Genomic DNA, 23,432 nt, shown 5'->3' on the forward strand with positions numbered 1-23,432 from the left:
TTTTATCCTCCTCCATACATATCGTGATTCACTTCTGCTCTGTAATAATTTTCTATGGTCATGGTTGAATTGTAGAGTGTTGTCAGAAGATACGCCCGGATATTTCCTACCTTGCTGGTATTCTTCTCAAGGCAGCCAACGACATATTCAATATGCCCATGTTCCACCTTCATAAAGCGGTTCTTCACAATCACCACAGGCTTGTCCACTCCGCCAATGCGAACAGTGCTGTTATCCGGCATGACCATAACCTCTACCATCAGTTCCACAAGTTCATCCACTTCCTCCTGTTGTCGATACCTGCTGTCCTCAAAACACTCATACGAAATATTTTCCCTGATAATTTTCCGATAGGCTTCCATCTCTTCCACCATATCTATCATTCCTGCTGTTTTCCTCACTGATAGATGAGAAAGATTAGATAAGATATTATCTGTCTCGTTAAAATCAGTTTCACTACTCTCAGTGTCACTATACTCATTTTCACTAAAATCAGTATTGTTAATATCAGTATTATTAGATTGTGATTTTGGACATTCAGGAGTTGTGATTTTCACTATTCCAGAATTGTGATTTTCATCATTCTTGAATTGTGATTCTGCACATTCTTGAATTGTGGTTTTCATCATTCCAGAATTGTGATTTTCATCATTCTTGAATTGTGATTTTGGACATTCCTGAATTGTGGTTTTCACAACTCTTGAATTGTGATTTTCACAATTCTGTGTATTTACAGGCTTTTCCGGCTCTTTTTCTTCCTTTTCAGGCTGTTTGACCATAAAATTCTTCACATAAATCACGTTGGGTTTCCCCAATCCAAGCCGCCTTTTTTCCACCAGGCCAATGCCCTTTTCACTATCCAGTTCCTTTAATAACCGCACTGCCTTCTGTGTGCCACAGTTCATAAGCTCCGCAATTTCTTCCATAGTAAAAATAATGTATACCCTGTCCTCTTCATCGAACCAGCGATTTTTAATACTCAGGCTCATACGGTCCAGCAACAGACCGTATAAAACCTTTGCTTCGCAGGAAATAGTTTTGAAGCATTCTGCGGTAAATAAAATTTTCGGAATCCGGTAAAAGGTATACTGTTCCGCTTCCATTCCATGAAAATAATCAAACTGTATCTCCTGCATCTTCCTGTTCCTCCTTCCCTTTCTTCTTTCTCCACTGTTCCAACAGCGTATAAATTACTTCCTCAACCTGCTCTTTTGTATAGGCTGGCGGAAAATACGAGCGTACCTTCTTTGCCGAAAGAGTTACCTTTGTTTCTGCTTCCTTTTTCTGCAATAAAACAGAATAGATAATTCCCTGATTCAACGTCTTTTCCCTGCTATGATTCTTGAATAACTCCGCCTGTTTATCTGTTACCGTCAAAACTGCATTATCTATTGCCTCTAACACCCATTCCTGTTCTTCTACCGTCAGAAAAGAAAGTTTCTCTCCCGCTTTCATGGAAAGTCTTTTATTGTCTACATAGTCTAATAATCTGGAAATAAGGAATGATAGACGGATATACCGCTGAACCGTCCTTCCGCTTTCGCCAACAGCTTCTCCTACCAGATCAGCCGTATGCTTCTCTCCCTTGCTTCCCTGATGTTTCATGGCTTCATATTTCATTTTATAAGCATGGGCTTTCTCACTGGGCAGAATATCTTCCCTCTGGATGTTCGTATCCACCATTATCACCGTAGCAGTATCATCATCCATTTCCCGGATAATTACTGGCATCTCTTCCATTCCTGCCAGTTCACACGCCCGCCATCTGCGGTGCCCTGCCACCATCTCATACTCACCATCACCATACGGACGTACAATTCCCGGCATCAGTATTCCATATCGTTTTACACTTTCCACAGTCTCCTGCATTTTTTCATCATCCAATACCCGGAATGGATGGTCTTTGAAGGTGTGAAAAAGACGAATCGGAACGGATACAATCTTCTCTTCTGCCGTTACTTCACTACTGCCAAATAAATCATCATAAGAAGTCAGCTTTATCTTTTCTGCGCTCTTACTCTTCATCATCCAACACCTCCCCTGTCAGATAGTGATAGCCCTCTGCCACAATTCCTTTCGGGTCATGGAGATAGATGCTTTTTCCCTCTGCGGTAGTTTCAGCCGCCCTTACAGACATCGGTATGCAATTTGCAAAAATATGTATTTTGTTTCCGTACACCTCTCGAATCTGAGCCGCAATATCCTTTGCGAAATTTGTCCTGCGGTCTACTTTTGTGAACAAAATCCCCATGATAGAAAGCTCCGGATTCAGTTTTCTGTGTACCCGCCCTATTGTCTTAATAAGCTGCTGTAACCCTTTAACCGGAAGATAAGCCGCTTCTACCGGAATCAATACCCTGTCAGCCGCCACCAATGCGTTAATGGTAATCATACCAAGTGAGGGCATACAGTCAATCAGGATATAATCATACTGTTTTTTTATCCCACATATATACTGCCGCAATACCATTTCCCGACTCATGACATTCACAAGGGAAGTCTCCAATCCTGCAAGTTCAATATTGGCAGGGATAAAATCCACCCCTTCTTCATGATGGATAATTCCTTCTCCCGGCTCCGGTTCCTTGTCATTGATAAGTTTTTCCATAATATTGACCAGTGTCTCATCCAGCTCGTCCGGTTCCTGAATCCCAAGACTGACCGCCATGCTTCCCTGTGCATCTGCTTCAATCAGAAGCACTTTTTTCCCTTCCCTTGCAAGACCGATTCCTAAATTCACACAGGTAGTTGTCTTTCCGACACCACCTTTTTGGTTTGCGACTGCGATTACTCTACACATACTTTCTTCCTGCCTTTCTCCTGTCATGCTTTACTGCATGGTATTTTCTCTTTTCTCTATTTCTGCGTATACACGAAAATATTTGTTTGTTCCTTTATTTGCAAACGGTTTCGATACTCCAAGCACCCGGATTTTCGGGTGCTGTTCCAAAAGTTTCCCAAACCACTGTATATCCTTAACTGTTCCCTGTAATCTAACCTTCAGCATATGAATCCTCCCAATCCCGATAAAAACAATACTCCGGATAACGGATTTTGACTGCCTCCCAAAAGTACCTTGCATAGCCACAGCAGAATAAATCACTGACCGAATATTCCCTGCATTCATCTACCTGTCTGTCACTGTCTCCTTCATAATCATAAACACTGGGAGTACCGTCACAATATAGGTTAAATGCCAGCCGTATAATCCTTACGCTGCCGCTTGTCTGCCAGCCTTCATGCAGGCATTCCGTTTTCACGTATCCTGTCTTAAAATCGTATATCTGTTCTGCGTTTTCTCTTGTATCCCGGTCAATTCCAAGACAATACACCAATGCCTTGTGGTATACATCCTGATATCTGCACTTTGGCAGATAGGTGTAATAAAATTTTTCGTGCTCCTTATTTTTGAAAGTAATTGTGCGAGTAGTATCTTTACCTGCTCTTAACGCTGTGTTATTTGCCATTTTAATTTCCTCCTGTTTTTTTGTACATGACCGTAACAAAAAAGACACTCTTCTAAAATTTCTCTTAGAAAAGTGTCCTCATAATGTAAAAATATTGATTTCATTTTGCATGGACTATTTAAAATCATTTATTATAGCCCATTAAGGAGGTTTTATTTGTCGTACCTTTGTCGTACTCTACATCAAAAAGCCTACATTTTTTAATCCTTTATCGGATTTTTAATACAGCTTTGCACCAGCCGGAATATGTTCATCTACCATCAGTAAATGTAATCCCTCTCTTCCGTCTTCCTCGTGTACTGCTGAAATCAGCATACCTTCGGAATCAATGCCCATCATCTTTCTCGGCGGAAGGTTTACGATTGCAATCGCTGTTTTTCCTACCAGTTCTTCCGGTTCATAATACTCGTGAATACCGCTTAAAATCGTGCGTTTACGGTCTGTTCCGTCATTCAGAGTGAACTTTAAAAGCTTCTTACTCTTCGGAACTGCCTCACACGCTTCAATCTTTACGGCTCGAAAATCTGACTTGCTGAAAGTGTCAAAGTCAACGTTTTCTTCAAAAAGCGGTTCGATTTTTACATTGGAAAAATCAATCTTCTCAGCAGGTTTTTCCTCTGCTTTTACAGCCGGTGCTGCCTGTGCCGCATTGTTTGCTTCGTTCTTGGAAGCGCCCTGTGACTTCATTGTCGGGAACAGCAACACATCACGAATAGCCTGGCTGTCTGTCAGAAGCATAACAAGACGGTCGATTCCGTATCCGATACCACCTGTCGGCGGCATACCGATTTCCAGCGCATTCAGGAAATCTTCATCTGTATGGTTTGCTTCTTCATCACCAGCATCTGCAAGTGCATCCTGCGCCTTGAAACGCTCACGCTGATCAATCGGATCATTCAGCTCGGAATATGCGTTACACATTTCCCATGTATTAATGAAAAGCTCAAAACGCTCTACCTTGTTTGGATCAGAAGGTTTCTTCTTAGTCAACGGAGAAATCTCGATTGGGTGATCCATAATAAATGTAGGCTGAATCAGCTCTTTCTCACAATATTCTTCGAAGAAGAGATTGATAATATCGCCTTTCTTGTGACGCTCCTCATACTCGATATGATGTTCGGCAGCAAGCTTCTTGGCAGCTTCATCATCTGCAACCTGGTCAAAGTCAATTCCTGCATATTTCTTGATCGCATCATTCATGGTCAGACGCTCAAATGGCTTTCCAAGATCAATCTCGATACCATTGTAAGAAATCTTGGTGGAACCGCAGACCTTCTCTGCCAGATAGCGGAACATGGATTCCGTAAGTTCCATCATTCCTTCATAATCTGTATATGCCTGGTAAAGCTCCATCAGTGTAAATTCTGGATTGTGACGGGTATCAACACCCTCATTACGGAATACACGGCCAATCTCGTAGACTCTTTCAAGTCCACCAACGATCAGTCGTTTCAGATAAAGTTCCAGTGAAATACGAAGCTTAACATCTTCATTCAGTGCATTGTAATGTGTCTCAAATGGTCTGGCAGCTGCACCACCAGCATTGGAAACCAGCATTGGAGTCTCTACTTCCATGAAGTCACGGCCAGCAAGGAAGTTTCGGATCTCTTTAATGACCTGAGAGCGCTTGATAAATACGTTCTTGCTCTCCTGGTTCATGATCAGATCTACATATCTCTGACGATAACGCATATCTGTATCTGTCAGTCCGTGGAATTTCTCCGGAAGGATCTGCAGGCTCTTTGATAAAAGAGTCATTTTCTCTGCATGAATAGAAATCTCACCAGTTCTGGTTCTAAATGCAAAACCTTCCAGACCAAAGATATCGCCAATATCAGATTTCTTAAAGTCTGCATAAGAATCTGCTCCGATAGCGTCTCTTGCAACATATACCTGAATGTTTCCCTGTAAGTCCTGGATATTGCAGAAAGAAGCTTTTCCCATGACTCTCTTGAACATCATACGTCCAGCGATTGCCACATGGACCGGGCTGGCATCCATAATACTTCTTCTCTCTTCGTAATCGTTCTTCTGAACTTCCTTCGCCTGCTCTTCATCAAGACCTGTTACATCCGGCTCTGTACGATCCTTCAGCAGCTCTGCTTCGTGTGCCTCATAAAGGTTCTTTACTTCCAGTGAATGATGGGTCTGATTAAATTTTGTTATCTGAAATGGATCCTTGCCATTCGCCTGAAGCTCTGCCAGTTTATCACGGCGGATTTTCAGAAGCTGATTCAGATCCTGATTCTTCTGTTCTGCCACTTTTGTGCCTCCTTAAATATTACGCTGGATTTCCAGCACTTTGTACTTCATGATACCGGATGGCAGCTCTACTTCTACAATATCACCTGTGTGTGCGCCCATAAGAGCCTTTCCTACAGGAGATTCGTTAGAAATCTTGCCTTCCAGGCTGTTTGCCTCTGTGGAGCCAACCAGCTTCAGTTCTATATCTTCGTCGAATTCGAAGTCATGTACTCTTACTTTACATCCTACACTGATCTTGTCAAGATCTACTTCGTCCTCAACTACAACCTCAGCGTTCTTCAGGATTTTCTCAATTTCTTCAATACGCGCTTCGATATCTCTCTGCTCATCTTTAGCTGCATCGTACTCTGCATTCTCGGACAGGTCTCCCTGCTCTCTTGCCTCTTTGATCTTACCTGCTACTTCTTTTCTTTTTACTACCTTTAAATCATGCAGCTCTTCTTCCAGTTTTTTAAGTCCTGCATAGGTTAGTAAGTTCTTCTTTTCTTCCATTATAGCCTTACTCCCTTTCATTCCGGCGGCTTGTCGCCCCGTATCATACATTTCTTATATGCTGTTTCTCCCGGAAAATTCCATTACTATAAAAGTCCTGAACAAAAAGCTGCAGAAATATACCAACCACAGATAACATTCATGCGCCAAACAGTCCACTTTTATAATTGTTAATGCCTGCAGAAGCAGACATTTCATTACCCAAAAGGGTACAAATTCACTAGGATATTCACAGTTTCACCATTATAGCTAAATCAACAGGCATTGTCAAGACAGAAAAATAGCGAACAAATGTAAAAAAAGATGCCGCAGAACCACCATTTTCCGTGATTCTGCGGCATCTTACTTCTTAATTATGCTATTCTCTCAGAATGTGCTTCTGAAGGGGGAAAAGTTATCCTTCAATGGCAATGTGTTTCTTCTCTTCCACTGCTGGTTTCGCTTCTTTCTTCGGAACAAACAGTTTCAGAATGCCATGTTTAAACTCAGCCTTAATATCCTCCTGCTGAACGTCCTCGCCTACATAAAAGCTTCTGCTGCAGGCTCCTGCGTAACGCTCCCTGCGGATATAATGACCGGATTCTTTCTCCTGCTCATCTTTGTCCAGACCTTTCTCAGCGCTGATGGTCAGATAGCCATTCTCCAGGGAAGCCTTAATCTCATCTTTGGTAAATCCTGGAAGATCGACTACCAGCTGATAACCGTTATCCATTTCCTTAATATCAGTCTTCATAACGTGGCTGGCTCTCTTGCCATAAAGCTTCTTCTCGGTATCTTTCATTGCTTTATCATCATAATAGAATGGAAAATCATTAAAGAAATCATCAAATAAGTTCTCTCCAAAAATACTAGGCATTAACATAAGTCATCTCTCCTTTTTATATATGCTGTTTACCTTGTTTCTTGGAACTCGGGTGGCAGGGAATTCATAAAGCCTTTCGCTTTTGCTTTCTTTTTATCCCCTTCCTTTGTTCTAGTTGTAATATAGCACCTATTATTAGCACTGTCAAGAGGTGAGTGCTAATTTCACATTTTTTTCACATTTTCCAATTTTTCTATTTTCCTACAGCATTTCCCTCAGCTGATAATTTGTATACACCTGTTCATAATCATATTCCGAATCATACCTGGTAAGTGTCACCATAGGATCTGCACCTGGAATGATCTGGTAGCTATAGGAAACTTCGTAATCCTCATCTATAAATTTCACAGCCCCCTGGTTTTCAGAGCCTTCTGTGATTTCCGTCCTGTAAGCTGTGAAAACACGTCCGCTGTTTATGTCGTTTGCCATGGCTGTCATAACTTCGGGCAGATTTCCAAGATCCTCATTTATCGTAAACTGATTCCAGCGGTCTATCAGAACTGCACCATAGCATTTATCGCCATACTCACTGGTGGCCTCTCTCCAGCAAATGTTGATATAGTTATCATCCGTTATCCTGTAGCTTCCAACATAGTCCCTGGGATCATAATATTCATCTCCTGCCCAATGAGCTGTAAAGGTTCCATTGTCCTCATCCAGGGAAACTTCATAATCTTTTTCCAAATTCGCAGCCCCAAGATAGCGGGCAATGATCTCCTCCGGATTGTCTTTTTCTGGATGATAAATGTAGGGATTCTCCTTTGGAATCTTAGCCTTTTCACTATCTTCCAAATCGTCCAGATTATCCAGGCTCTGAGCTTCTCCTGTCTGCACCAGTTCACGTCCAAAAATCACCTGGGTATCCTCATCTAAGCTCCCCACAAACTCTCCGTCCACCGTATCAAGATAAATGTCTCCTTCCTCCAGGGAAACAAGTATTTTCCCATCCTCCAGTTTCCATGAGACCTTCAGAATTTCTGCCGAGTCTGGCTCCTCACTATTGTAGGACATTTCCATGTAAGCACTTCCGTCTTCCATCAGCCTCATTTCCAAATATTGGTTTAAATATTCCGCTACATTGTGGCGTTCACTGCTTTCGTCAGAATATATTACATAATTGGCATACCAGATGCCCATATAGTCCTCCGGATTTTCGATTTCTGCATGGGCAATAGCAGGAAACAATGCGACGGTTAACATTCCGGTAAATACTGCAGCAATTATTTTTCTTTTCATAAGCACCCTCCCTGAATCATATAATTTTTCTGAAAAATATAATTTCAACTTTGCAGCCAGATACAAAACAGTAACCAGAAATTTTTTCTACAACTGTATCATTCTGCTGTAACTATATTATAAGAAATTTACCCAGGAAAAAGCACTATACTCTGGTTAGTATTTTTCTCATTTCCCATATAAAAAGAATCCTGCTTGCAGGATTCTCCGCCTGCGGCGGGGCCGCCTCGAGCGACAGCTATCCTTCCGCCGCAGTGCGCTCCTGCCCGGTAGGACTTTTAATATAATAGGCAATTCCAATAGAATTTCCTATTACATTAAAAAGGCGTCCCTTGCAAGCTGAACCACTTACAAGAACGCCCTGTACATCGAATATTAAATAACTGCCATATTAACTTGTCAGATTTTCAGACACGCTCTACCACTCTATACCATATTCTATCTCTCTAAAAGCTTCCCAACCAGGCTTGTCACCAGAAACGCCGCAATATCTACAGCCACAATAGTAGACCCTACCGGCGTTCCGCCAAGAATGGAAACAATAATTCCAAGAAATGCACACAACACGGATAAAATCGCCGAACAGATAATTACAGCGCTGAATCGTTTATAGATTCTCATTGCCGACAGTGCCGGGAAAATGATCAGAGCTGAGATCAACAAGGATCCCACCAGGTTCATAGCCAGCACAATGATCACTGCTGTGATCACCGCAATCAGAAGATTGTACATATCCGTCCTGGTTCCAGTGGCTTTTGCAAAATTTTCATCAAAAGTAACCGCAAATATCTTATGATAAAATACTGTAAACAGTGCCACAACAATAACAGACACCACCACACACAGCCACACCTCAGCTGTGGTCAGGGTCAGAATTGATGTAGAACCAAACAGGCTGCTGCACACATCTCCGGAAATATTAGAGCCTGTGGAAAACACATTCATCAGCAGATAGCCAACTGCCAGGGCTCCGACCGAAATCATAGCGATTGCCGCATCTCCTTTGATCTTTGTACTCTGTCCTGTACGAAGAAGCAGCACCGCACAGATCACAGTTACCGGCATGACAAACAGCATATTGTTGCTGAAATTCAGCACTGATGCAATGGCCATAGCTCCGAATGCCACATGGGACAGTCCGTCCCCAATAAAGGAAAATCGCTTCAGCACCAACGTTACCCCCAGAAGAGAGGAGCAAAGTGCAATAAGCACGCCTACGATCAAAGCATACCACACAAATGGATACTGGAAATAAAATGCCAGTTTTTCAAAAATTCCGCTCATGCTTTTCCCTCCTCTCCAGCATCCACAAGCCTCTTTCCAATCTTGCTTTCCAGATATTCCTCTTTTGTTCCGAAGAAAACCTTCTGTCCAATATGCAGCACATGACTTGCATAAGTCGCTACTTCACTGATATCGTGGGAAATCATGATGATGGTTACTTGGTCTTCTTTATTTAATTCGTTGATAATCTGGTACATATCCGCAGTTGCAACCGGATCCAGGCCAGAAACAGGCTCATCCAGAAGGAGGATTTTCCTTGTGGCGCAGAGAGCTCTGGTCAGAAGCACTCTCTGCTGCTGCCCGCCGGACAATTGTCGATAACAACGGTCAGCCAGATCCGTAATCCTGGTTTTCTCCATCAATTCGTGGGCTTCTTTTTTCTCTGCTTTATTGTAAAAAGGACGAAGTCCCATTCTTCCCAGGAAACCGGACATCACAATTTCGTCTACCGAAGCAGGGAAGTCTCTCTGAAGTGCAGTCTGCTGTGGCAGGTAGCCAATCTCGTTGATTTTTAAATCGTCTCCCAGAATGATACTGCCGCTCATAGGGCTCTGAAGATGAAGAAGGGTTTTCATCAGTGTGGATTTCCCAGAGCCGTTTTCTCCTACGATACAAAGGTAATCACCGGAATTTACGCTGAAATTCAGCCCGGACAAAATCGCTTTTCCTTCATATCCCAATGTAAGGTTCTCGCAAGTAATCAGACTCATAATGCCTCCTTCAGAATCTGGAGATTATTTTCCATGATGGAAAGGTATGTGGTTCCCTCTTCCACATCCTTTGTTGTTACGGACTGCATGGAATTTAATGTCAAAATCTTCTGATCCTTAGTGTTTGTATTTTCAATTACTGTTTTCGCTACTTTCTGATCGGAATTCTCGATGGTGAGAACAGCCGGAAGGTTCAGCTCATCCAGCTTGCCAGCCAGAAATGTGATGGTCTCGAAGCTGGCATCTGTTTCTGCGGAACAGCCGGCAAATGCAGCGTAGTAAGTAAGATTGTAGTCGTCAATTAAATAGCGGAACGGGAAACGATCTGCAAAAAGCAGGGTTTTTGACTGGGATTTCTCCACTGATGTCTGGTATTCCTGATCGAGAGCTGCCAGTTTTTCTTCGTAAGCCTCGGCGTTCTGCTGATAAAGCCGGGAATGCTCCGGATCGGCATCAGCCAGACTACTGGCAATGGTGTCGCAGAATAGAGACGCATTTTTCAAAGACAGCCAGACATGCTCATCGTATTCCAGATCATCATCGTGGGTATGCCCTTCTTCGTGAGTGTGGTCGTCTTCATCCTGCATCCCCTCTACAAGCTCTTCTTCCTTCACCTGGTCTCCCAGCACGTCCATCAGGTTGATTGCTTTTCGGTCTGGGTTTCCGGCGCCCTTCAATGCATCGGCAACCCAGGAATCAGACTCACCGCCTACATAAATAAACAGGTCACAGGTGGATACTTTCAAAATATCTTCCATGGTAGGCTGGAAACTATGCATGTCTGTTCCGTTACCCAAAAGCAGGGTAAGATCAACATTATCAGCCTGGTCGCCCAGGATTTCCTTTACCCAGTCGTATTCTGGAAAAATAGTGGCTACAATCTGGAGCTTCTGACTATCTGATCTGGCATTTTCCTGTTCGCTGCCATTTACCCCGCTCTGGCTTTCCGCCACACTGGAATTGTCAGTTCCTGCCGCCGCACCTGCACCGCAGCCTGCAAGAAGGCAGGCAGTACCTATTGTGGCAGCTGACATAAATAGCCTTTTGAATTTATTTTTTAATTTGTGCATGTTCAACCTCATTATTTTCCTCTACACTCCTCACAGATTCCATAAAACACCGTCCTGGTAAAATCCCACTGAAATCCATGGTCTGTCAGCATATGCTCGCCCAGATGTGTCATTTCCCCGCATTCCAGATGAATCACCTTTCCACACTTCTCGCATTTGCAATGAAAGCATATATGTTTATGACAATGCTCATCATGTCCCAGATACTCGAAGCATGCACTGCTGGTGCCGTCTACCACATATTTGGCAACCAGTCCCTGCTCCACCATCCGGTCAAGCTGGCGGTACACCGTTGTGGTTCCGATAGAAATCCCCTGACTTTTAAAGTATTTACATATATCGCTGACTGTAACATGTTTTCCTTCCATAGAGCACAGATAATTCTCCAGCTCTGTAATCTGTCTGGTACGATATTGTGCTTTTTCGCTCATTTCCCGCGCCTCCAATTTAAAAATCATTTTCATATTATAGCAGATTCTTTTTCAAAGTCAATATGAAAATCGTTTTCATTTTTGTCACTCCGTATTTTTTACAGTGCAATCAAAAATTCTCTTGTTTCTGCAGCACACAAGTGCTATTCTTATTCATAAAACAGACATGTCGTCTATCGGTGACATCACTATATATGAAAGTTTACGTTTCTAAAGGAGCCTGACATCATGGAAAATATAAGTTATGGAAAAATTGTTCTGATCGGCGCAGGTCATGTGGGATCTGCAATTCTGGACTCTCTTCTGCGAATGAATCTTGCAGATGAGATCGTTGTCATAAACAGAAATGAAAAAAAAGCATTGGGAGTCGTACTGGATGCCAGCCACACCACCGCCTTTGCATACAGTGCCAACGCAAACATCCGGGTGGGTACCTACGAGGACTGTAAAGACGCCCAAATTATCATCAACACCGCAGGTCCCAGCATTCAGCCAGGCAATTCCCGTGACCGCATGGTGCTGCTGCAGACCAATGTACAGGTGATGAAAGAGATCATGACACAGATCACCACTTACACCCGTTCTGCCATTATTATCAATGTTTCAAATCCAATGGACATTCTTACTTATATTGCACAGAAGGAATTCAACTATCCCCGAAATCTTCTGATCGGTACCGGTACTCTTCTGGACACCGCCCGCTTCAATAAAATGCTTGCCGACCTGTGCGGCGTAGATGCCAAAAATGTCACCGGATTCGTTCTGGGCGAACACGGCGGCACAAGCTTTATCCCATGGAATGCGGTTAATATTGTAGGAATTCCTTTCCATGATTTTCAGAAGCAGTTTGGCCTGAAAGAGCCTGTTGACTGTGAAAAGCTGCTTCACGAGGTGAAGGTCAGCGGTCTGGACATTGTAGAATTGAAGGGCTACACAAGCTCCGGCATCGCCCTCAGCGTCTGCCGTCTTGTAGGAGCCATTATGCGAAATGAACGTGCCGTTGTACCGGCTTCCGTTGTTCTGGAAGGGGAATACGGATTAGAAGGAATCGCAATGAGCCTTCCATGCGTTATTTCACGAAATGGCGTGGAACGCACACTGCAGATTCCGCTGGATAAAGAGGGTGCGAAAAATCTTAAGATCTGCTACGAGTATCTCCGTAATGTAATCGAGAGTATTTCCTGACACCATAAATAATAAAAGCTTACTACAACTTAGACATTTATTTTCCAATGTCTGAATCGCAGTAAGCTTTTTTACTTATAAAACATACATAAAGTTAATTCCTATGAAAATGGTAAAACATTCCTGTTATCTCTTGCACCCACTTGCAATGGCGTGTACCGGACATGCCTGCTTACACCGTCCGCAACGGATACATTCCGGACTGTTGGGGTTTTCCACAGGGTTGACCACCATCTGGCAAGCCTTTGCACATTTTCCACAGTGAACGCATTTTTCCATATCTACACGGTAGCGGTAAATGGAAACCTTATTGAATACGGAATAAAATGCGCCAAGCGGACAAATATAACGGCAAAATGGTCTGTAAATAATAATGGAAAGAACAATTGTCACGATCAGAATTGTATTTTTCCATATGTACAGCCAGCCAATGGCACCACGCATAGCCTTGTTCAAAAGTACCAGCGGCAGTCCGCCCTCCAAAGTTCCGGCCGGACAGATCAGCTTACAGAAATAGGGAGCTCCCTGCCCCATTATATCTGTGAGAAACAGGGGAAGCAGAATTACAAACACCAAAAAAATCACGTATTTCAGCTTTCGAAGAAGCTTGTCCCCTTTAAAGGTACGGATTTTCTTTGGAAAAGGAATCTTATTCAGCAGATCCTGGATCAGTCCAAACGGACAGAGAAAACCACACACCAGCCTTCCCAGGATCGCACCTACAAAAATCAGAAATCCGATTACGTAGTAGGCAAATTTAAAGTTCCAGCTTCCAACCACAGCCTGTAAGGAACCAATGGGACAGGCTCCTGCTGCCCCAGGACATGAATAGCAGTTCAGTCCCGGAACACAGGCATTTTTCAGCTTTCCTGTATATATTTTTCCAGTTACAAATCCGGATATATGGGAATTTGTAAGTGCCGCCCAGAGTGCCTGTATGGTATGTCTGGGCCAGTTTTTTATGTTCATTTTCTTATCATCCAATTCCAATACACTCCATACAGATATTTACAGCTTTTGTAAAAACAACTTCCATTTCACCCCGGTAAATACCAAAGGCCATCATCAGAATCCCCACCGCTGCAAGGGCGATTCCTGTCCATTTGGACTGAGTGATTTTATTTATATAATTTTTCATCCTACATTCCCTAACCACTTTTTATTTTTCGGAATTAATTTTTTCCAGTGCATCCTCTACAGCTGTTTTCCAGTCTTCCAGATTTCTGCTGCCCATGATCGGATCTCCTACAATGTTTCCATCTTTATCTACAAAGAAGGATTCCGGGAAGCTGCTGAGACCGCTGATACGTCCGTTCATGTTTCCTGCATCCGGAATCAGAAGGGGATAGGTAACTCCTGTTTTTTCCTTGAGAATCTGAGCTTTTTTCACAGTATCTTCATCTGTAGTTCCATCCTCGCCTACAGAATCGATAACCATTCCTACTACGCCCACTCCCTTTTCCTTCATTTCCTGATAAAGCTTGTCAAGGTCTGGCATTTCATTTACACATGGAGAGCACCAGGTTGTAAAGCAGTTTACAAGTGTCAGGTCATAGTCACTGAATACTTTTTCTGTATAGGCATTTCCATCAATATCTGTTGTCTCAAATGCGCCTACATTTTCTGCAGCCGGGTTGGCATTCTCTGCCGGCATATCAAATACAGATTTGTTTGGATCAAATGCTGTCATTTCAGTGATTGTAGTCTCAATTTTTTCAATCTCGTCTGTCAGATCAGACTCTGCATCTTTATTAATGCTGAGATAGTACTTATAATTTCCATCCTCGCTTGTTCCCAGCTCTTTGTGCTCGTTGCAGCCTGTGATGGAATCCAGATCATCGATCACATCCTTGCTGTAAACACCAAGTGTACCAACTCTTTCGATGCTCTTGAGCCAGTCCTCATAGCCGGTTCCAAGAAGGTTTACATCTTCGTTTTTCTGCTCCTCAGTAAGCTTATTCCAGTGGAAAAAGGCATACTTGAAGCCAGTACTGTCATCATTCCATTCTTCCTCTGTGATCATAAGCATATCGGAGTTTTCGATCTGTTTCTTCAGTTCTTCCGGAAGGACTGCCTTTAAGCCAAGGAATGGGAAATCGTAGGAATCCTGCACCTTCATATTAATATCTGCTGCTTTTACTGTTTTTTTCACAGGTGTGCCATCTTCAGAGAAAACAGCTGTCTCAGAACCGTCACCGGCTACCACTGCGCCAGCTTCGTCTGCTGAAACGGCTGCGCCGGCCTCATCTGCTGATACTGCTGCGCCAGCTGCATCCGCAGGTACGCTCATGCCTGCTGCATCTGCCGGAACTGCCATGCCAGCTTCTTCTGCTGATACGCTTTCAGCCTTGATCATAGCCGGATTGAAAGATGTTGCTGTCAGAACTCCTGCTGCCAGAATTGCCATAAGTCTTTTTTTATTCATCATTTTTATTTTTCCTTTCAGCGTTTTTTATTTATCTGAACGTATTTTAACATCTTTCCTATAAAATCTGTGTTAAGATTTCTATTTTTTTCAAAATATGATAATATGATGATGTTGGGGGCAAAAGCTCTTTTGACCTTCTGACACTGGTATCATAATATTTAAATTATAAATACTCTTTTTTGCGAGTATCTGATCTGCGCAAAATCATATTACGAAAGGAGCAGCTATGCACATTTTAATTATAGAAGACGAAGAACAGCTCTGCCGCTCTGTTGCGGAGGGACTTCGCATAGATGGTTATGAGACAGATATCTGTTTCGATGGAGACGAAGGGCTTTGCCTGTGTATGACAGAAAATTATGACCTGATCCTGCTGGATCTGAATCTTCCCGGCACGGACGGGCTGGAAATTCTCCGCCAGTTCCGGGAGCACAATACCAATACCCCGGTTCTGATCCTGTCTGCCCGGGATCAGATTGAAGATAAGGTAAACGGTCTGGATCTGGGAGCCAATGATTATCTTACCAAGCCCTTTCACTTCCAGGAGCTGGAAGCCAGGATCCGAAGCCTTACCCGGCGGAAGTTCGTTCAGGAGGATGTATGCCTGAAATGGAATCAGCTTACCTTTGATACCAGAACAAGAGAAACCTCTGTAAATGGAGTGCCGCTTTCCCTTACCAGAAAAGAAAGCAGCCTTCTGGAATATTTCCTGCTCCATCAGAACCGTGTCATTTCGCCGGAAGAAATGATTGAACATATTTGGGATGGAAGTGTAAACACCTTCAGCAATTCCATCCGTGTGCACATTTCATCTCTTAGAAAAAAACTAAAGGCTGCAATTGGATTTGACCCTATTCAGAATAAAATTGGCCAAGGCTATATATTGGAGGAATACAGATGACAAAAAAACGTTTCCACACCTCACTTCAACTGAAACTTACTTTATTGCTGTCCTTACTGATGATCATCTCCTGTGTTCTTATGTACTTCTTCATCAGCCATTCTGCCGTATCGGGAATGGACGGATTGCAGAATTATATGATCAAGGTGGACCCACAGGATGGAGATTCACCCATTACCTTTAATGTAGATCCCAAAGCTCTTTTTCCTCAGTTTGAGCAGGAAATCCAGGAAACCAAGGAGGCTTTTCTTCTCCGAAGTGTTATTGCAACCACGATCATTATTCTTCTTTCCAGCGTGTGTACTTATTTTCTTACGAAAAAGGCCCTTACACCGTTGCAGAAGCTAACCAGCGAAGTCAGTCAGATCCAAGCGCAGAACCTTTCCACCCAGCTGGAAGTTCCCAATTCAAAGGATGAAATTGCACAGCTGACCAGCTCTTTCAATGAAATGCTGACCAGGCTGGACAATGCCTTCAGTACACAGAAGCAGTTTTCCGCAAATGCAGCTCATGAGCTGCGGACACCCCTTGCAGTCTTGCAGACCAACCTGGAAGTTTTTGAGAAAAAGCAGGAACCGGAAATGATTGAATACAGACAGCTTTTCACTATGATCAAAGAACAGACAGCAAGGCTTTCCCAGCTGGTGGGAACCCTTCTTGACATGACGAATCTGAAGTCTGTTCCACGAACAGACCATGTTTCACTGGAAGAGCTTGTAGATGAGGTTTTCTGCGACCTGGATCCAGTTGCAGAAAAAGCAGGGATTTCTATTCATTTTGATGACAGCTCCAGTCAGGATTTGTATACTGATGTCCACACGCCTGATGCATCTGCACTTAATAACAATATTCTCAATATCACCGGCAGTTATGTGCTTCTTTATCGTGCAGTCTACAATCTTGTGGAAAATGCCATTAAATACAACCGTCCCAATGGCTCTGTCACAGTTTCGGTGAAGGAGAAAAACGGTCAGGCTATGATCCTGGTAAAAGACACCGGCATCGGCATTTCACCTGAAAATCAGAAAAAAATTTTTGATCCTTTTTTCCGTGTAGACAAATCCCGCAGCCGGGCTATGGGCGGTGCCGGACTGGGACTGGCGCTGGTTGACTCTATTGCCCGGGAACACGGTGGCTCAGTAAAAGTATTAGAAAGTAATGAAAAAGGCAGCATAATTGCACTTATGCTGCCCGTTAGTAGTTTAAAAAATTAAATTTCATAATCCGAAAACGGTGCCGGATCCGTAGATACATCATAAAAATGCCACCATTCACATTCATATGCCTGGAAGCCTACGGACTCCATTACTTGTTTCAAATACTCGCCGTTTCTTCTTCCGGTTTCGGAATGACCGGAATAATTCAGTGAAGCGCGTTCGTCCATAGTGTCAAATGGAGATGGCATTTCGATTTCGTTGCCTTCTTTATCAGTTAGTGTGACGTCAACACACATTCCGTTCATATGAGTAGGACGGAATTTCTTAATTTTCGTCATATCCGGTGGACGGGCAATGAAGTCATCATTTGGCATAATCTCCCAGAACCGCTTCTGTGCACGAATGGGACGATAAGCGTCCCAGATTTTCACCTGGTATCCATCTTTTTCGAAAATTTCTTTCGCTTTTATCAGAATCTGTGCAGTGTGCTCATCCAGCCAGCAATCCGCAGACTGGTATACCTGCACGCCGGTGAAATTGTGCGGCGTGGCATATTTCAGGTCGATGATGAAATCGGAAGACAGGTCCGTAAGTTTAATTAAGTTTCCTTTTCTTTCCATTAGACTTACCTTTTCTAAATATCAAACACACTCTAGAACCCAATTCCAGTTGCAATTCCCAGCAAAATCGCCTGTGTCACAAACAAGATCAGAAACAGCGGAGTAAACCACTTATACCATTTCTGCAGGGAAATTCCACCCAGGCCACAGATGATAACAATATCTGCCGTCGGCCAGAAAATATTGGAAAGTCCGTCGCCAAACTGGAATGCAAGAACTGCTGTCTGTCTGCTCACACCAATAATATCTGCCAGCTGTGCCATGATTGGCATGGTTGCAGAAGCCTGACCTGTTGCAGACGGAATGAAGAAATTGATCAGCGTCTGTACTACGAGCATTACCTGTGCAGAAACTGCATGAGGCGCATTTTTCAGCACGTTTGACAAACCGTAGATAACCGTATCCATAATCTGCGCATCTTGCATAACAACTGTGATAGCCTTCGCAATACCAGTCAGGATACATCCCCACATTGCAGTCTTTGCGCTGTCAATAAACTCACTGCACCATTTATTCGGAGACCACTTACAGATTGCTGCAGCAATCATAGACATAAGAAGGAACAAGCCACAAAGCTGCGGGAAATCCCATCCCCATTTGATCAGACCCAGCATAAGAACAACCAGCACTACAAGAACATCCAGAAGAACCAGACCATCTTTTAAGGTAAAGCTGTATTCATTTAACTCATCTCTGTCAAAGGCATGAATGTTTTTTTCACCAAATACAACGGATGCACCTGGATTTTTCTTAATTTTCCGCCCGTAAACCATTACATAGATAATGGAAATTGCCATGAAGATCACGAAGCAGATCGCACGGTATCCGGTTCCGGAATAAAGCTCTACACCTGAAATTGTCTGGGCAATTCCTACAGAATATGGATTCAATGTCGCTCCCATAAATCCAACAAACTCTCCAACCGCAATAATGGCAAATCCGAACATTGCATCATATCCAAGAGCAACTCCCAGACCTACGATCAATGGATAAAATCCGTAGAATTCACTTGCCATACCAAACACGGAACCGCCCAGTCCGAAGATCATCATAATGATTGGAACAAGCAGAATTTCTTTTCCCTTCAGTTTCTTTAAGATGGTTCCGATTCCTGCATGAAAAGCACCTGTTTTCACCACAACACCGAAGGTTCCACAGCAGCAGAGAATCATGAAAATTACATCAGCAGCCTCCACGCAGCCTCGATACAGTACACTGAAAAATCCAAGGAATCCGGTTGTGGTAACTTCGGATTTATCAATTGTGTGATAAGTTCCATCAATGGCTACATTTCGAATTCTTCCATTGATGTTCATTTCCTGATAATCGTAGGTTCCGGATGGAATGATCCATGAAAGAATCGCCACCAGAAGTACAACGGATGCTACGATGATCAGGGTGTCTGGCATTGCCAGTTTTCTTTTTCTCTTTCCCGTCATAAATGACTCCCCCTTTAGATAGATGGATTATAAAAACTATTCGCTTTGCCTGAAGAGTTTTACACTTTTTTCTTATGTATACCTCATACATTTATCCACTCCGCAAACAGCAATTATAAATTCATAATACACTTCGTATACTGTGGAGTCAATTAAAATTAACGTGTTAAAGTGTTATTTTTCAGACTAAGTTGATATATTGCTTTGAATTTATAGACAAATTTAACTAACATTCCAGTCAACGCCGTAACGAGATTAATATTTCAAATAATCAAAATGCCCCGCCAGGGGAAATGATGAATTTTCCTTTGGCGAGGCATTAAAAACCTTATGCTGAACTGGTTCACGTGTCTTTCTCTTACTTTAAGACTACCGGATCATGTTTGAAAACGGCTCTATGTTATTATTTTAGTGTAATCGTGTTATCCTTCAGATTATACCCGATCACATCATCCCAGTTTCTCCGAAGGGCAATCTCTGCGGTGAGATTGGTATCATCATAAACAATAGACCACTGGGTATTACTGGTAACTTCCTCCTCTGACGGCTCCTGTGATGCGGCCTTCAAAGCCTCCCATGCAACATCACTGGTGTAAACTTCCTCATAGTCAAAAATGGCTTCCATTTTGTCATACCGCTCTTTTCCGTGACCGTAAATGCCATTCTTCTGATTCGGAAGGACTTTATCCTCATAGAGTCCAAAGAAATTCGTGATGGAGCGTATTGGTGTGGCAACCATTTCTCTGGTTTCGCTTTCACAGTCATACTCCACTACTCTGCCGTCACCGGAAGCATCTGTGATATAAAAATGATAATCTCTGCCGCTTGTAGCAAACATGTCATACTGGTTCAGAAGCTCTATGGCTTCTTCTGTAGTTGCCGCGCGGTCCAGGATCAAACGGATCACAAGCGTGGTTCCGATCACCGGTCTGCCTGTATTCTGGTGAACGGGTTCGCTGTCCAAAGTAAGGACTGCAATAGATACCCCCTTTTCATTCATGCCATCCAGGCAGATAAATGGTGCTGTTAATGTGGCAAGCTTTTTCTTCATACTCGCATCCGGAATATTTGCCGAGATATTATCCAATGCTGCGAAAGCCACGGATTTGTATCCATCTTTCGGTTCACAGTAAACCAGCATTGCGGAAGTATCCCGTTTGAAATCATAGTTTCGGCCCATCAGCACATTTCCGTCTGCTTCCTGCAGGGTAAAAGCACTGCAGCCAAAATCCGGTGCTTTAATATGTACTGGCAAGATAGGAAGTGCCTCTTTCACAATGGCATCAACAAAGCTCTGGTTATCTGTTATGCCGTATTCGATCAGCCGATCCAGATCATAATCATATTTCACATCCATGCGATACAGATTATACTCGTCATAATCTGTCACTTTCTGTATACTGCTTATGGTTTGAAAACGCCCCTCATACACTGAAATAAAACCACCAGCAGCCACTATCAGAAGCAAAAGAATCACCAGTAAAACCGTACGGATTATCTTATGTTTCTTCGATTGTGTCTTCATCTGCATACCCCCTCCGCAATATTTTTGATATAATCATTATACTGGATTAAATAATAGGTATGCAAGGCAATTATTGGATATGACTTGTTTTTCTGTTGAATTAACCTGTTTTATTCATAACCTAACACCTAACCATGGCGCGTTTAAAAACTGAAATCAAACGCGTTCTATGAATTTGGCTCACTACCTTATAAACAACAAAGAGCCGGATTTCTCCGACTCTTTGTTTAACTATTTCTGATTTATTTAATTTCATATTTTCAAAAATATTTTCCTGTTTCATTCCAAAACTTCATAAACTATTGTCTCATATGGTTTCAGGCAAATTTCACCGTTTACAGTTACATTATCATATAAGGACCGCATCTGTTTTTTCAGCACGATTTTCTGTTCTAAATCCATATAGTTCAGAACAAAGAAGTATTTCTTATTTCCTTTCACACGCTGAATGACTTCCACCTCCTGTGGAGTCTGGAGCATCTCCTGGAACGGTTCCAGAATTCCTGTGTATTCTAACAGCACCTTCATGTTTTCTCTGGAAAAAGTACTGCCAAAATGAATTGCATATCCCTTTCCTGTATTCTTTCTGATTATGGCTGGTTTTTCTGCGTAATAGCTGTTATCGTAGAAAGCCAGAGTTTCTCCGCCCTCTACTGGCTCCATAATGTCGTTAAATAATGGCATGTCAATCATCTGACCATTCCAGCTGGCAGTAACAGGCGGCTCTGCCGGGCTTGTGAACGTAAAATCTCTCACATCCGAACCAGTAATTTCCTGCAAAAGTCCGGGCTGCGGAAGCATAACACATTTGCCGTTTTCCTGCTTGTATCCGGAACGACAGCCTATGATCAGAATTCCGCCATTTGATACATATTCTTTCAATATAGCGGCTCTTTTTCCCGTCATAATAACAGGGTGTGCATAGATGAGTACCGGATATTTCTGTAATTCCCTTATATCTGTATTCTCGCTCAGATATAGCGTATTATATGGAGTATGATAAATTTCAGAAGCAATAAAGATTTCTTCTGAGCTCTGTGCTTCCATCCTTTTATGCCATGCATCCACATTGGTATCCCACATATTGTCGTAGTCTTTTAATACTCCAAATGCAGCAGTATAATCTGCTCCACAAACCTCATCCAGGCATTTCAATTTCTTATAAAAATCTTTTACCTCTGCCAGTTTACGGTTGTCCCGATTATCATAGTCTAAGATTCCATGCCAGTACATCTCCGTACTGAATGTACAGGTTCTCCACCTGAAAAAAGAAATATAATCTGCACCATGTGCCACACTCTGCATTGCCCAAAGTGTAAGCTGACCTGGTCTTGGTGCAGGACCTTCCATTCTCGTAGTCCATCCATTTGCCCCGGACTGCTGCTCCATAATACCAAAATGGGGACATATGGAACGTACTTCCGTCAGATTTTTGCTCCAGTGACGGTCATTCAGATCTTTCGCAGTCTTCGGCTCTCTATTCAACCCAAAGGCAAAGCTTGGGTAGGAATCATATGTATAAACATCCAGGCATTCCTCTGCCATCTTGTGATTATCCAGATTCCAGAACATACCATTTGTGGTGATATAGTCTCCGTCTTTCTTATATTTCGAGATTATTTCTGCCTGCATTTTACAGAAAGAAATTGCACTTTCTGAAATAAAGCGGTAATAATCCAGCCTGAGATGTGGATTGTAACCATTATTTAACACTGGTCGCGGAACATAAATCTGCTCCCAGTCTGTATAGGTCTGATTCCAGAAAACAGTTCCCCAGGCTTCGTTGAGGTTATCCAGAGTTTTATACTTTTCTTTCACAAAATTACGAAAGGCAACAGAATCTGCCTCTGAATAAAATTCATCTACCTCACAATTCAGTTCATTGTCAATCTGCCATCCCACAATCGCCGGATGTTTGCCGTAATGCTGCGCCAGCTTTTCTACGATCCTTGCAGATAATTCTCTATATTTTGGTGAATTGTAATTGTAATGTCTTCTGGCTCCATGACGATATGGAACTCCATCCTGACGGCAATTTAAAACTTCCGGGTATTTTTCCGTAAGCCACGCTGGTGGTGTGGCTGTAGGTGTTCCAAAAATCACCTGTATTTCTTCCAGTTTACATAATTCCAGAAATTCATCCCAGAAATCAAATACAAAAACGTCCTCCTCCGGCTCCACTTTGTTCCAGGCAAACTCTGCCACACGGATCACAGTAATCCCTGCCGCCTTCATTCTCTGTAAATCATCCTGCCATAATTCTCTGCTCCAATGTTCTGGATAATAACAGGTTCCCATGGTCATTTCTTTCCATTGAAAATTTTGTGGTTTTCTCATATTCTGCTCCTTTCTAATTCAAT

General features: G+C 42.7%; 23 protein-coding genes. 3 read left to right on the forward strand and 20 right to left on the reverse strand.

Annotation, left to right across the window (positions count from 1 at the left end; all coding sequences use genetic code 11):
* Positions 1 to 2: 2 nt before the first annotated feature.
* From AB5706_RS07975 to AB5706_RS08035, 13 genes are all read right to left on the reverse strand, one after another.
* A complete protein-coding gene (locus tag AB5706_RS07975; RefSeq protein WP_368365978.1) occupies positions 3 to 1,136 on the reverse strand; it encodes a DUF6017 domain-containing protein in 1,134 nt (377 codons plus the stop codon).
* Positions 1,117 to 2,028 (reverse strand): ParB/RepB/Spo0J family partition protein, encoded by a 912-nt coding sequence (locus AB5706_RS07980; RefSeq protein WP_368365979.1) that lies wholly within the window; start codon positions 2,026 to 2,028, stop codon positions 1,117 to 1,119. The genes AB5706_RS07975 and AB5706_RS07980 overlap by 20 nt, the downstream gene beginning before the upstream one ends.
* The gene (locus AB5706_RS07985) at positions 2,015 to 2,800 is read right to left on the reverse strand and encodes a ParA family protein (RefSeq protein WP_151190431.1); all 786 of its coding nucleotides are present in this window, start codon (positions 2,798 to 2,800) and stop codon (positions 2,015 to 2,017) included. Before AB5706_RS07985 ends, AB5706_RS07980 begins: the two co-directional genes overlap by 14 nt.
* 30 nt (positions 2,801 to 2,830) lie before the next feature.
* Positions 2,831 to 3,007 carry a hypothetical protein gene (locus tag AB5706_RS07990; RefSeq protein WP_173770147.1) on the reverse strand — a complete coding sequence of 59 codons (177 nt, stop codon included), beginning with the start codon at positions 3,005 to 3,007 and terminating at the stop codon, positions 2,831 to 2,833.
* The gene (locus AB5706_RS07995) at positions 2,994 to 3,467 is read right to left on the reverse strand and encodes a DUF6075 family protein (protein WP_151190430.1); all 474 of its coding nucleotides are present in this window, start codon (positions 3,465 to 3,467) and stop codon (positions 2,994 to 2,996) included. The genes AB5706_RS07990 and AB5706_RS07995 overlap by 14 nt, the downstream gene beginning before the upstream one ends.
* Positions 3,468 to 3,686: 219 nt before the next feature.
* Complete coding sequence (gene lysS / locus AB5706_RS08000) at positions 3,687 to 5,729, reverse strand: lysine--tRNA ligase (RefSeq protein ID WP_368365980.1); 2,043 nt, start codon at positions 5,727 to 5,729, stop codon at positions 3,687 to 3,689.
* 12 nt (positions 5,730 to 5,741) lie between these two features.
* Positions 5,742 to 6,224 carry a transcription elongation factor GreA gene (greA, locus tag AB5706_RS08005; protein ID WP_148461413.1) on the reverse strand — a complete coding sequence of 161 codons (483 nt, stop codon included), beginning with the start codon at positions 6,222 to 6,224 and terminating at the stop codon, positions 5,742 to 5,744.
* 394 nt (positions 6,225 to 6,618) lie between these two features.
* Complete coding sequence (locus AB5706_RS08010; protein WP_148461412.1) at positions 6,619 to 7,086, reverse strand: Hsp20/alpha crystallin family protein; 468 nt, start codon at positions 7,084 to 7,086, stop codon at positions 6,619 to 6,621.
* A 201-nt stretch (positions 7,087 to 7,287) separates the two neighbouring features.
* A complete protein-coding gene (locus tag AB5706_RS08015) occupies positions 7,288 to 8,322 on the reverse strand; it encodes a hypothetical protein (protein ID WP_226838037.1) in 1,035 nt (344 codons plus the stop codon).
* A 438-nt stretch (positions 8,323 to 8,760) separates the two neighbouring features.
* Positions 8,761 to 9,606: a metal ABC transporter permease gene (locus AB5706_RS08020; RefSeq protein ID WP_173716478.1), complete on the reverse strand. Its 846-nt coding sequence runs from the start codon at positions 9,604 to 9,606 to the stop codon at positions 8,761 to 8,763.
* Positions 9,603 to 10,316, reverse strand: a complete 714-nt coding sequence (locus tag AB5706_RS08025) for a metal ABC transporter ATP-binding protein (RefSeq protein ID WP_195589606.1) — start codon at positions 10,314 to 10,316, stop codon at positions 9,603 to 9,605. Before AB5706_RS08025 ends, AB5706_RS08020 begins: the two co-directional genes overlap by 4 nt.
* Positions 10,313 to 11,386 (reverse strand): metal ABC transporter substrate-binding protein, encoded by a 1,074-nt coding sequence (locus AB5706_RS08030; protein WP_226838036.1) that lies wholly within the window; start codon positions 11,384 to 11,386, stop codon positions 10,313 to 10,315. Before AB5706_RS08030 ends, AB5706_RS08025 begins: the two co-directional genes overlap by 4 nt.
* Positions 11,387 to 11,397: 11 nt before the next feature.
* Complete coding sequence (locus tag AB5706_RS08035; RefSeq protein WP_226838035.1) at positions 11,398 to 11,817, reverse strand: Fur family transcriptional regulator; 420 nt, start codon at positions 11,815 to 11,817, stop codon at positions 11,398 to 11,400.
* Positions 11,818 to 12,045: 228 nt separating this feature from the next.
* Here AB5706_RS08035 and AB5706_RS08040 point away from each other — a divergent pair, with 228 nt between their 5' ends.
* Positions 12,046 to 13,002, forward strand: coding sequence for an L-lactate dehydrogenase (locus AB5706_RS08040; protein WP_195589602.1), 957 nt, complete (start codon positions 12,046 to 12,048; stop codon positions 13,000 to 13,002).
* A 126-nt stretch (positions 13,003 to 13,128) separates the two neighbouring features.
* Here the strand turns inward: AB5706_RS08040 and AB5706_RS08045 are convergent, their stop codons facing one another.
* The 3 genes from AB5706_RS08045 to AB5706_RS08055 are packed head-to-tail and all read right to left on the reverse strand — an operon-like array spanning position 13,129 to position 15,430.
* Complete coding sequence (locus tag AB5706_RS08045) at positions 13,129 to 13,971, reverse strand: 4Fe-4S binding protein (protein WP_118577806.1); 843 nt, start codon at positions 13,969 to 13,971, stop codon at positions 13,129 to 13,131.
* A gap of 7 nt (positions 13,972 to 13,978) precedes the next feature.
* Complete coding sequence (locus AB5706_RS08050; RefSeq protein ID WP_148461398.1) at positions 13,979 to 14,140, reverse strand: CD1871A family CXXC motif-containing protein; 162 nt, start codon at positions 14,138 to 14,140, stop codon at positions 13,979 to 13,981.
* 21 nt (positions 14,141 to 14,161) lie between these two features.
* Complete coding sequence (locus tag AB5706_RS08055; protein WP_195589600.1) at positions 14,162 to 15,430, reverse strand: TlpA family protein disulfide reductase; 1,269 nt, start codon at positions 15,428 to 15,430, stop codon at positions 14,162 to 14,164.
* A gap of 226 nt (positions 15,431 to 15,656) precedes the next feature.
* Between AB5706_RS08055 and AB5706_RS08060 the strand changes: the two genes are divergently transcribed.
* The gene (locus tag AB5706_RS08060) at positions 15,657 to 16,331 is read left to right on the forward strand and encodes a response regulator transcription factor (protein WP_173769129.1); all 675 of its coding nucleotides are present in this window, start codon (positions 15,657 to 15,659) and stop codon (positions 16,329 to 16,331) included.
* Positions 16,328 to 17,545: a HAMP domain-containing sensor histidine kinase gene (locus tag AB5706_RS08065; protein ID WP_368365981.1), complete on the forward strand. Its 1,218-nt coding sequence runs from the start codon at positions 16,328 to 16,330 to the stop codon at positions 17,543 to 17,545. The genes AB5706_RS08060 and AB5706_RS08065 overlap by 4 nt, the downstream gene beginning before the upstream one ends.
* On the opposite strand, the gene AB5706_RS08070 is transcribed toward AB5706_RS08065, so the two are convergent.
* The 4 genes from AB5706_RS08070 to AB5706_RS08085 form a co-directional block, all read right to left on the reverse strand.
* Complete coding sequence (locus AB5706_RS08070; RefSeq protein ID WP_173769130.1) at positions 17,542 to 18,108, reverse strand: M15 family metallopeptidase; 567 nt, start codon at positions 18,106 to 18,108, stop codon at positions 17,542 to 17,544. The two genes, AB5706_RS08065 and AB5706_RS08070, sit on opposite strands and share 4 nt — an antisense overlap.
* A 32-nt stretch (positions 18,109 to 18,140) precedes the next feature.
* The gene (locus AB5706_RS08075; RefSeq protein ID WP_118577704.1) at positions 18,141 to 19,547 is read right to left on the reverse strand and encodes a YfcC family protein; all 1,407 of its coding nucleotides are present in this window, start codon (positions 19,545 to 19,547) and stop codon (positions 18,141 to 18,143) included.
* A gap of 403 nt (positions 19,548 to 19,950) precedes the next feature.
* Positions 19,951 to 21,072: a carcinine hydrolase/isopenicillin-N N-acyltransferase family protein gene (locus AB5706_RS08080; RefSeq protein WP_368365982.1), complete on the reverse strand. Its 1,122-nt coding sequence runs from the start codon at positions 21,070 to 21,072 to the stop codon at positions 19,951 to 19,953.
* Between the two features lie 279 nt (positions 21,073 to 21,351).
* The gene (locus AB5706_RS08085; RefSeq protein ID WP_226815071.1) at positions 21,352 to 23,409 is read right to left on the reverse strand and encodes a beta-galactosidase; all 2,058 of its coding nucleotides are present in this window, start codon (positions 23,407 to 23,409) and stop codon (positions 21,352 to 21,354) included.
* Positions 23,410 to 23,432 lie beyond the last annotated feature (23 nt).

Origin of the sequence: Ruminococcus sp. RTP21484sp1_RTP21277st1_D2_RTP21277_210401, assembly GCF_040924225.1 — a bacterium.
In the GTDB taxonomy this organism is placed as follows: Bacteria; Bacillota; Clostridia; order Lachnospirales; family Lachnospiraceae; genus Blautia_A; species Blautia_A faecis.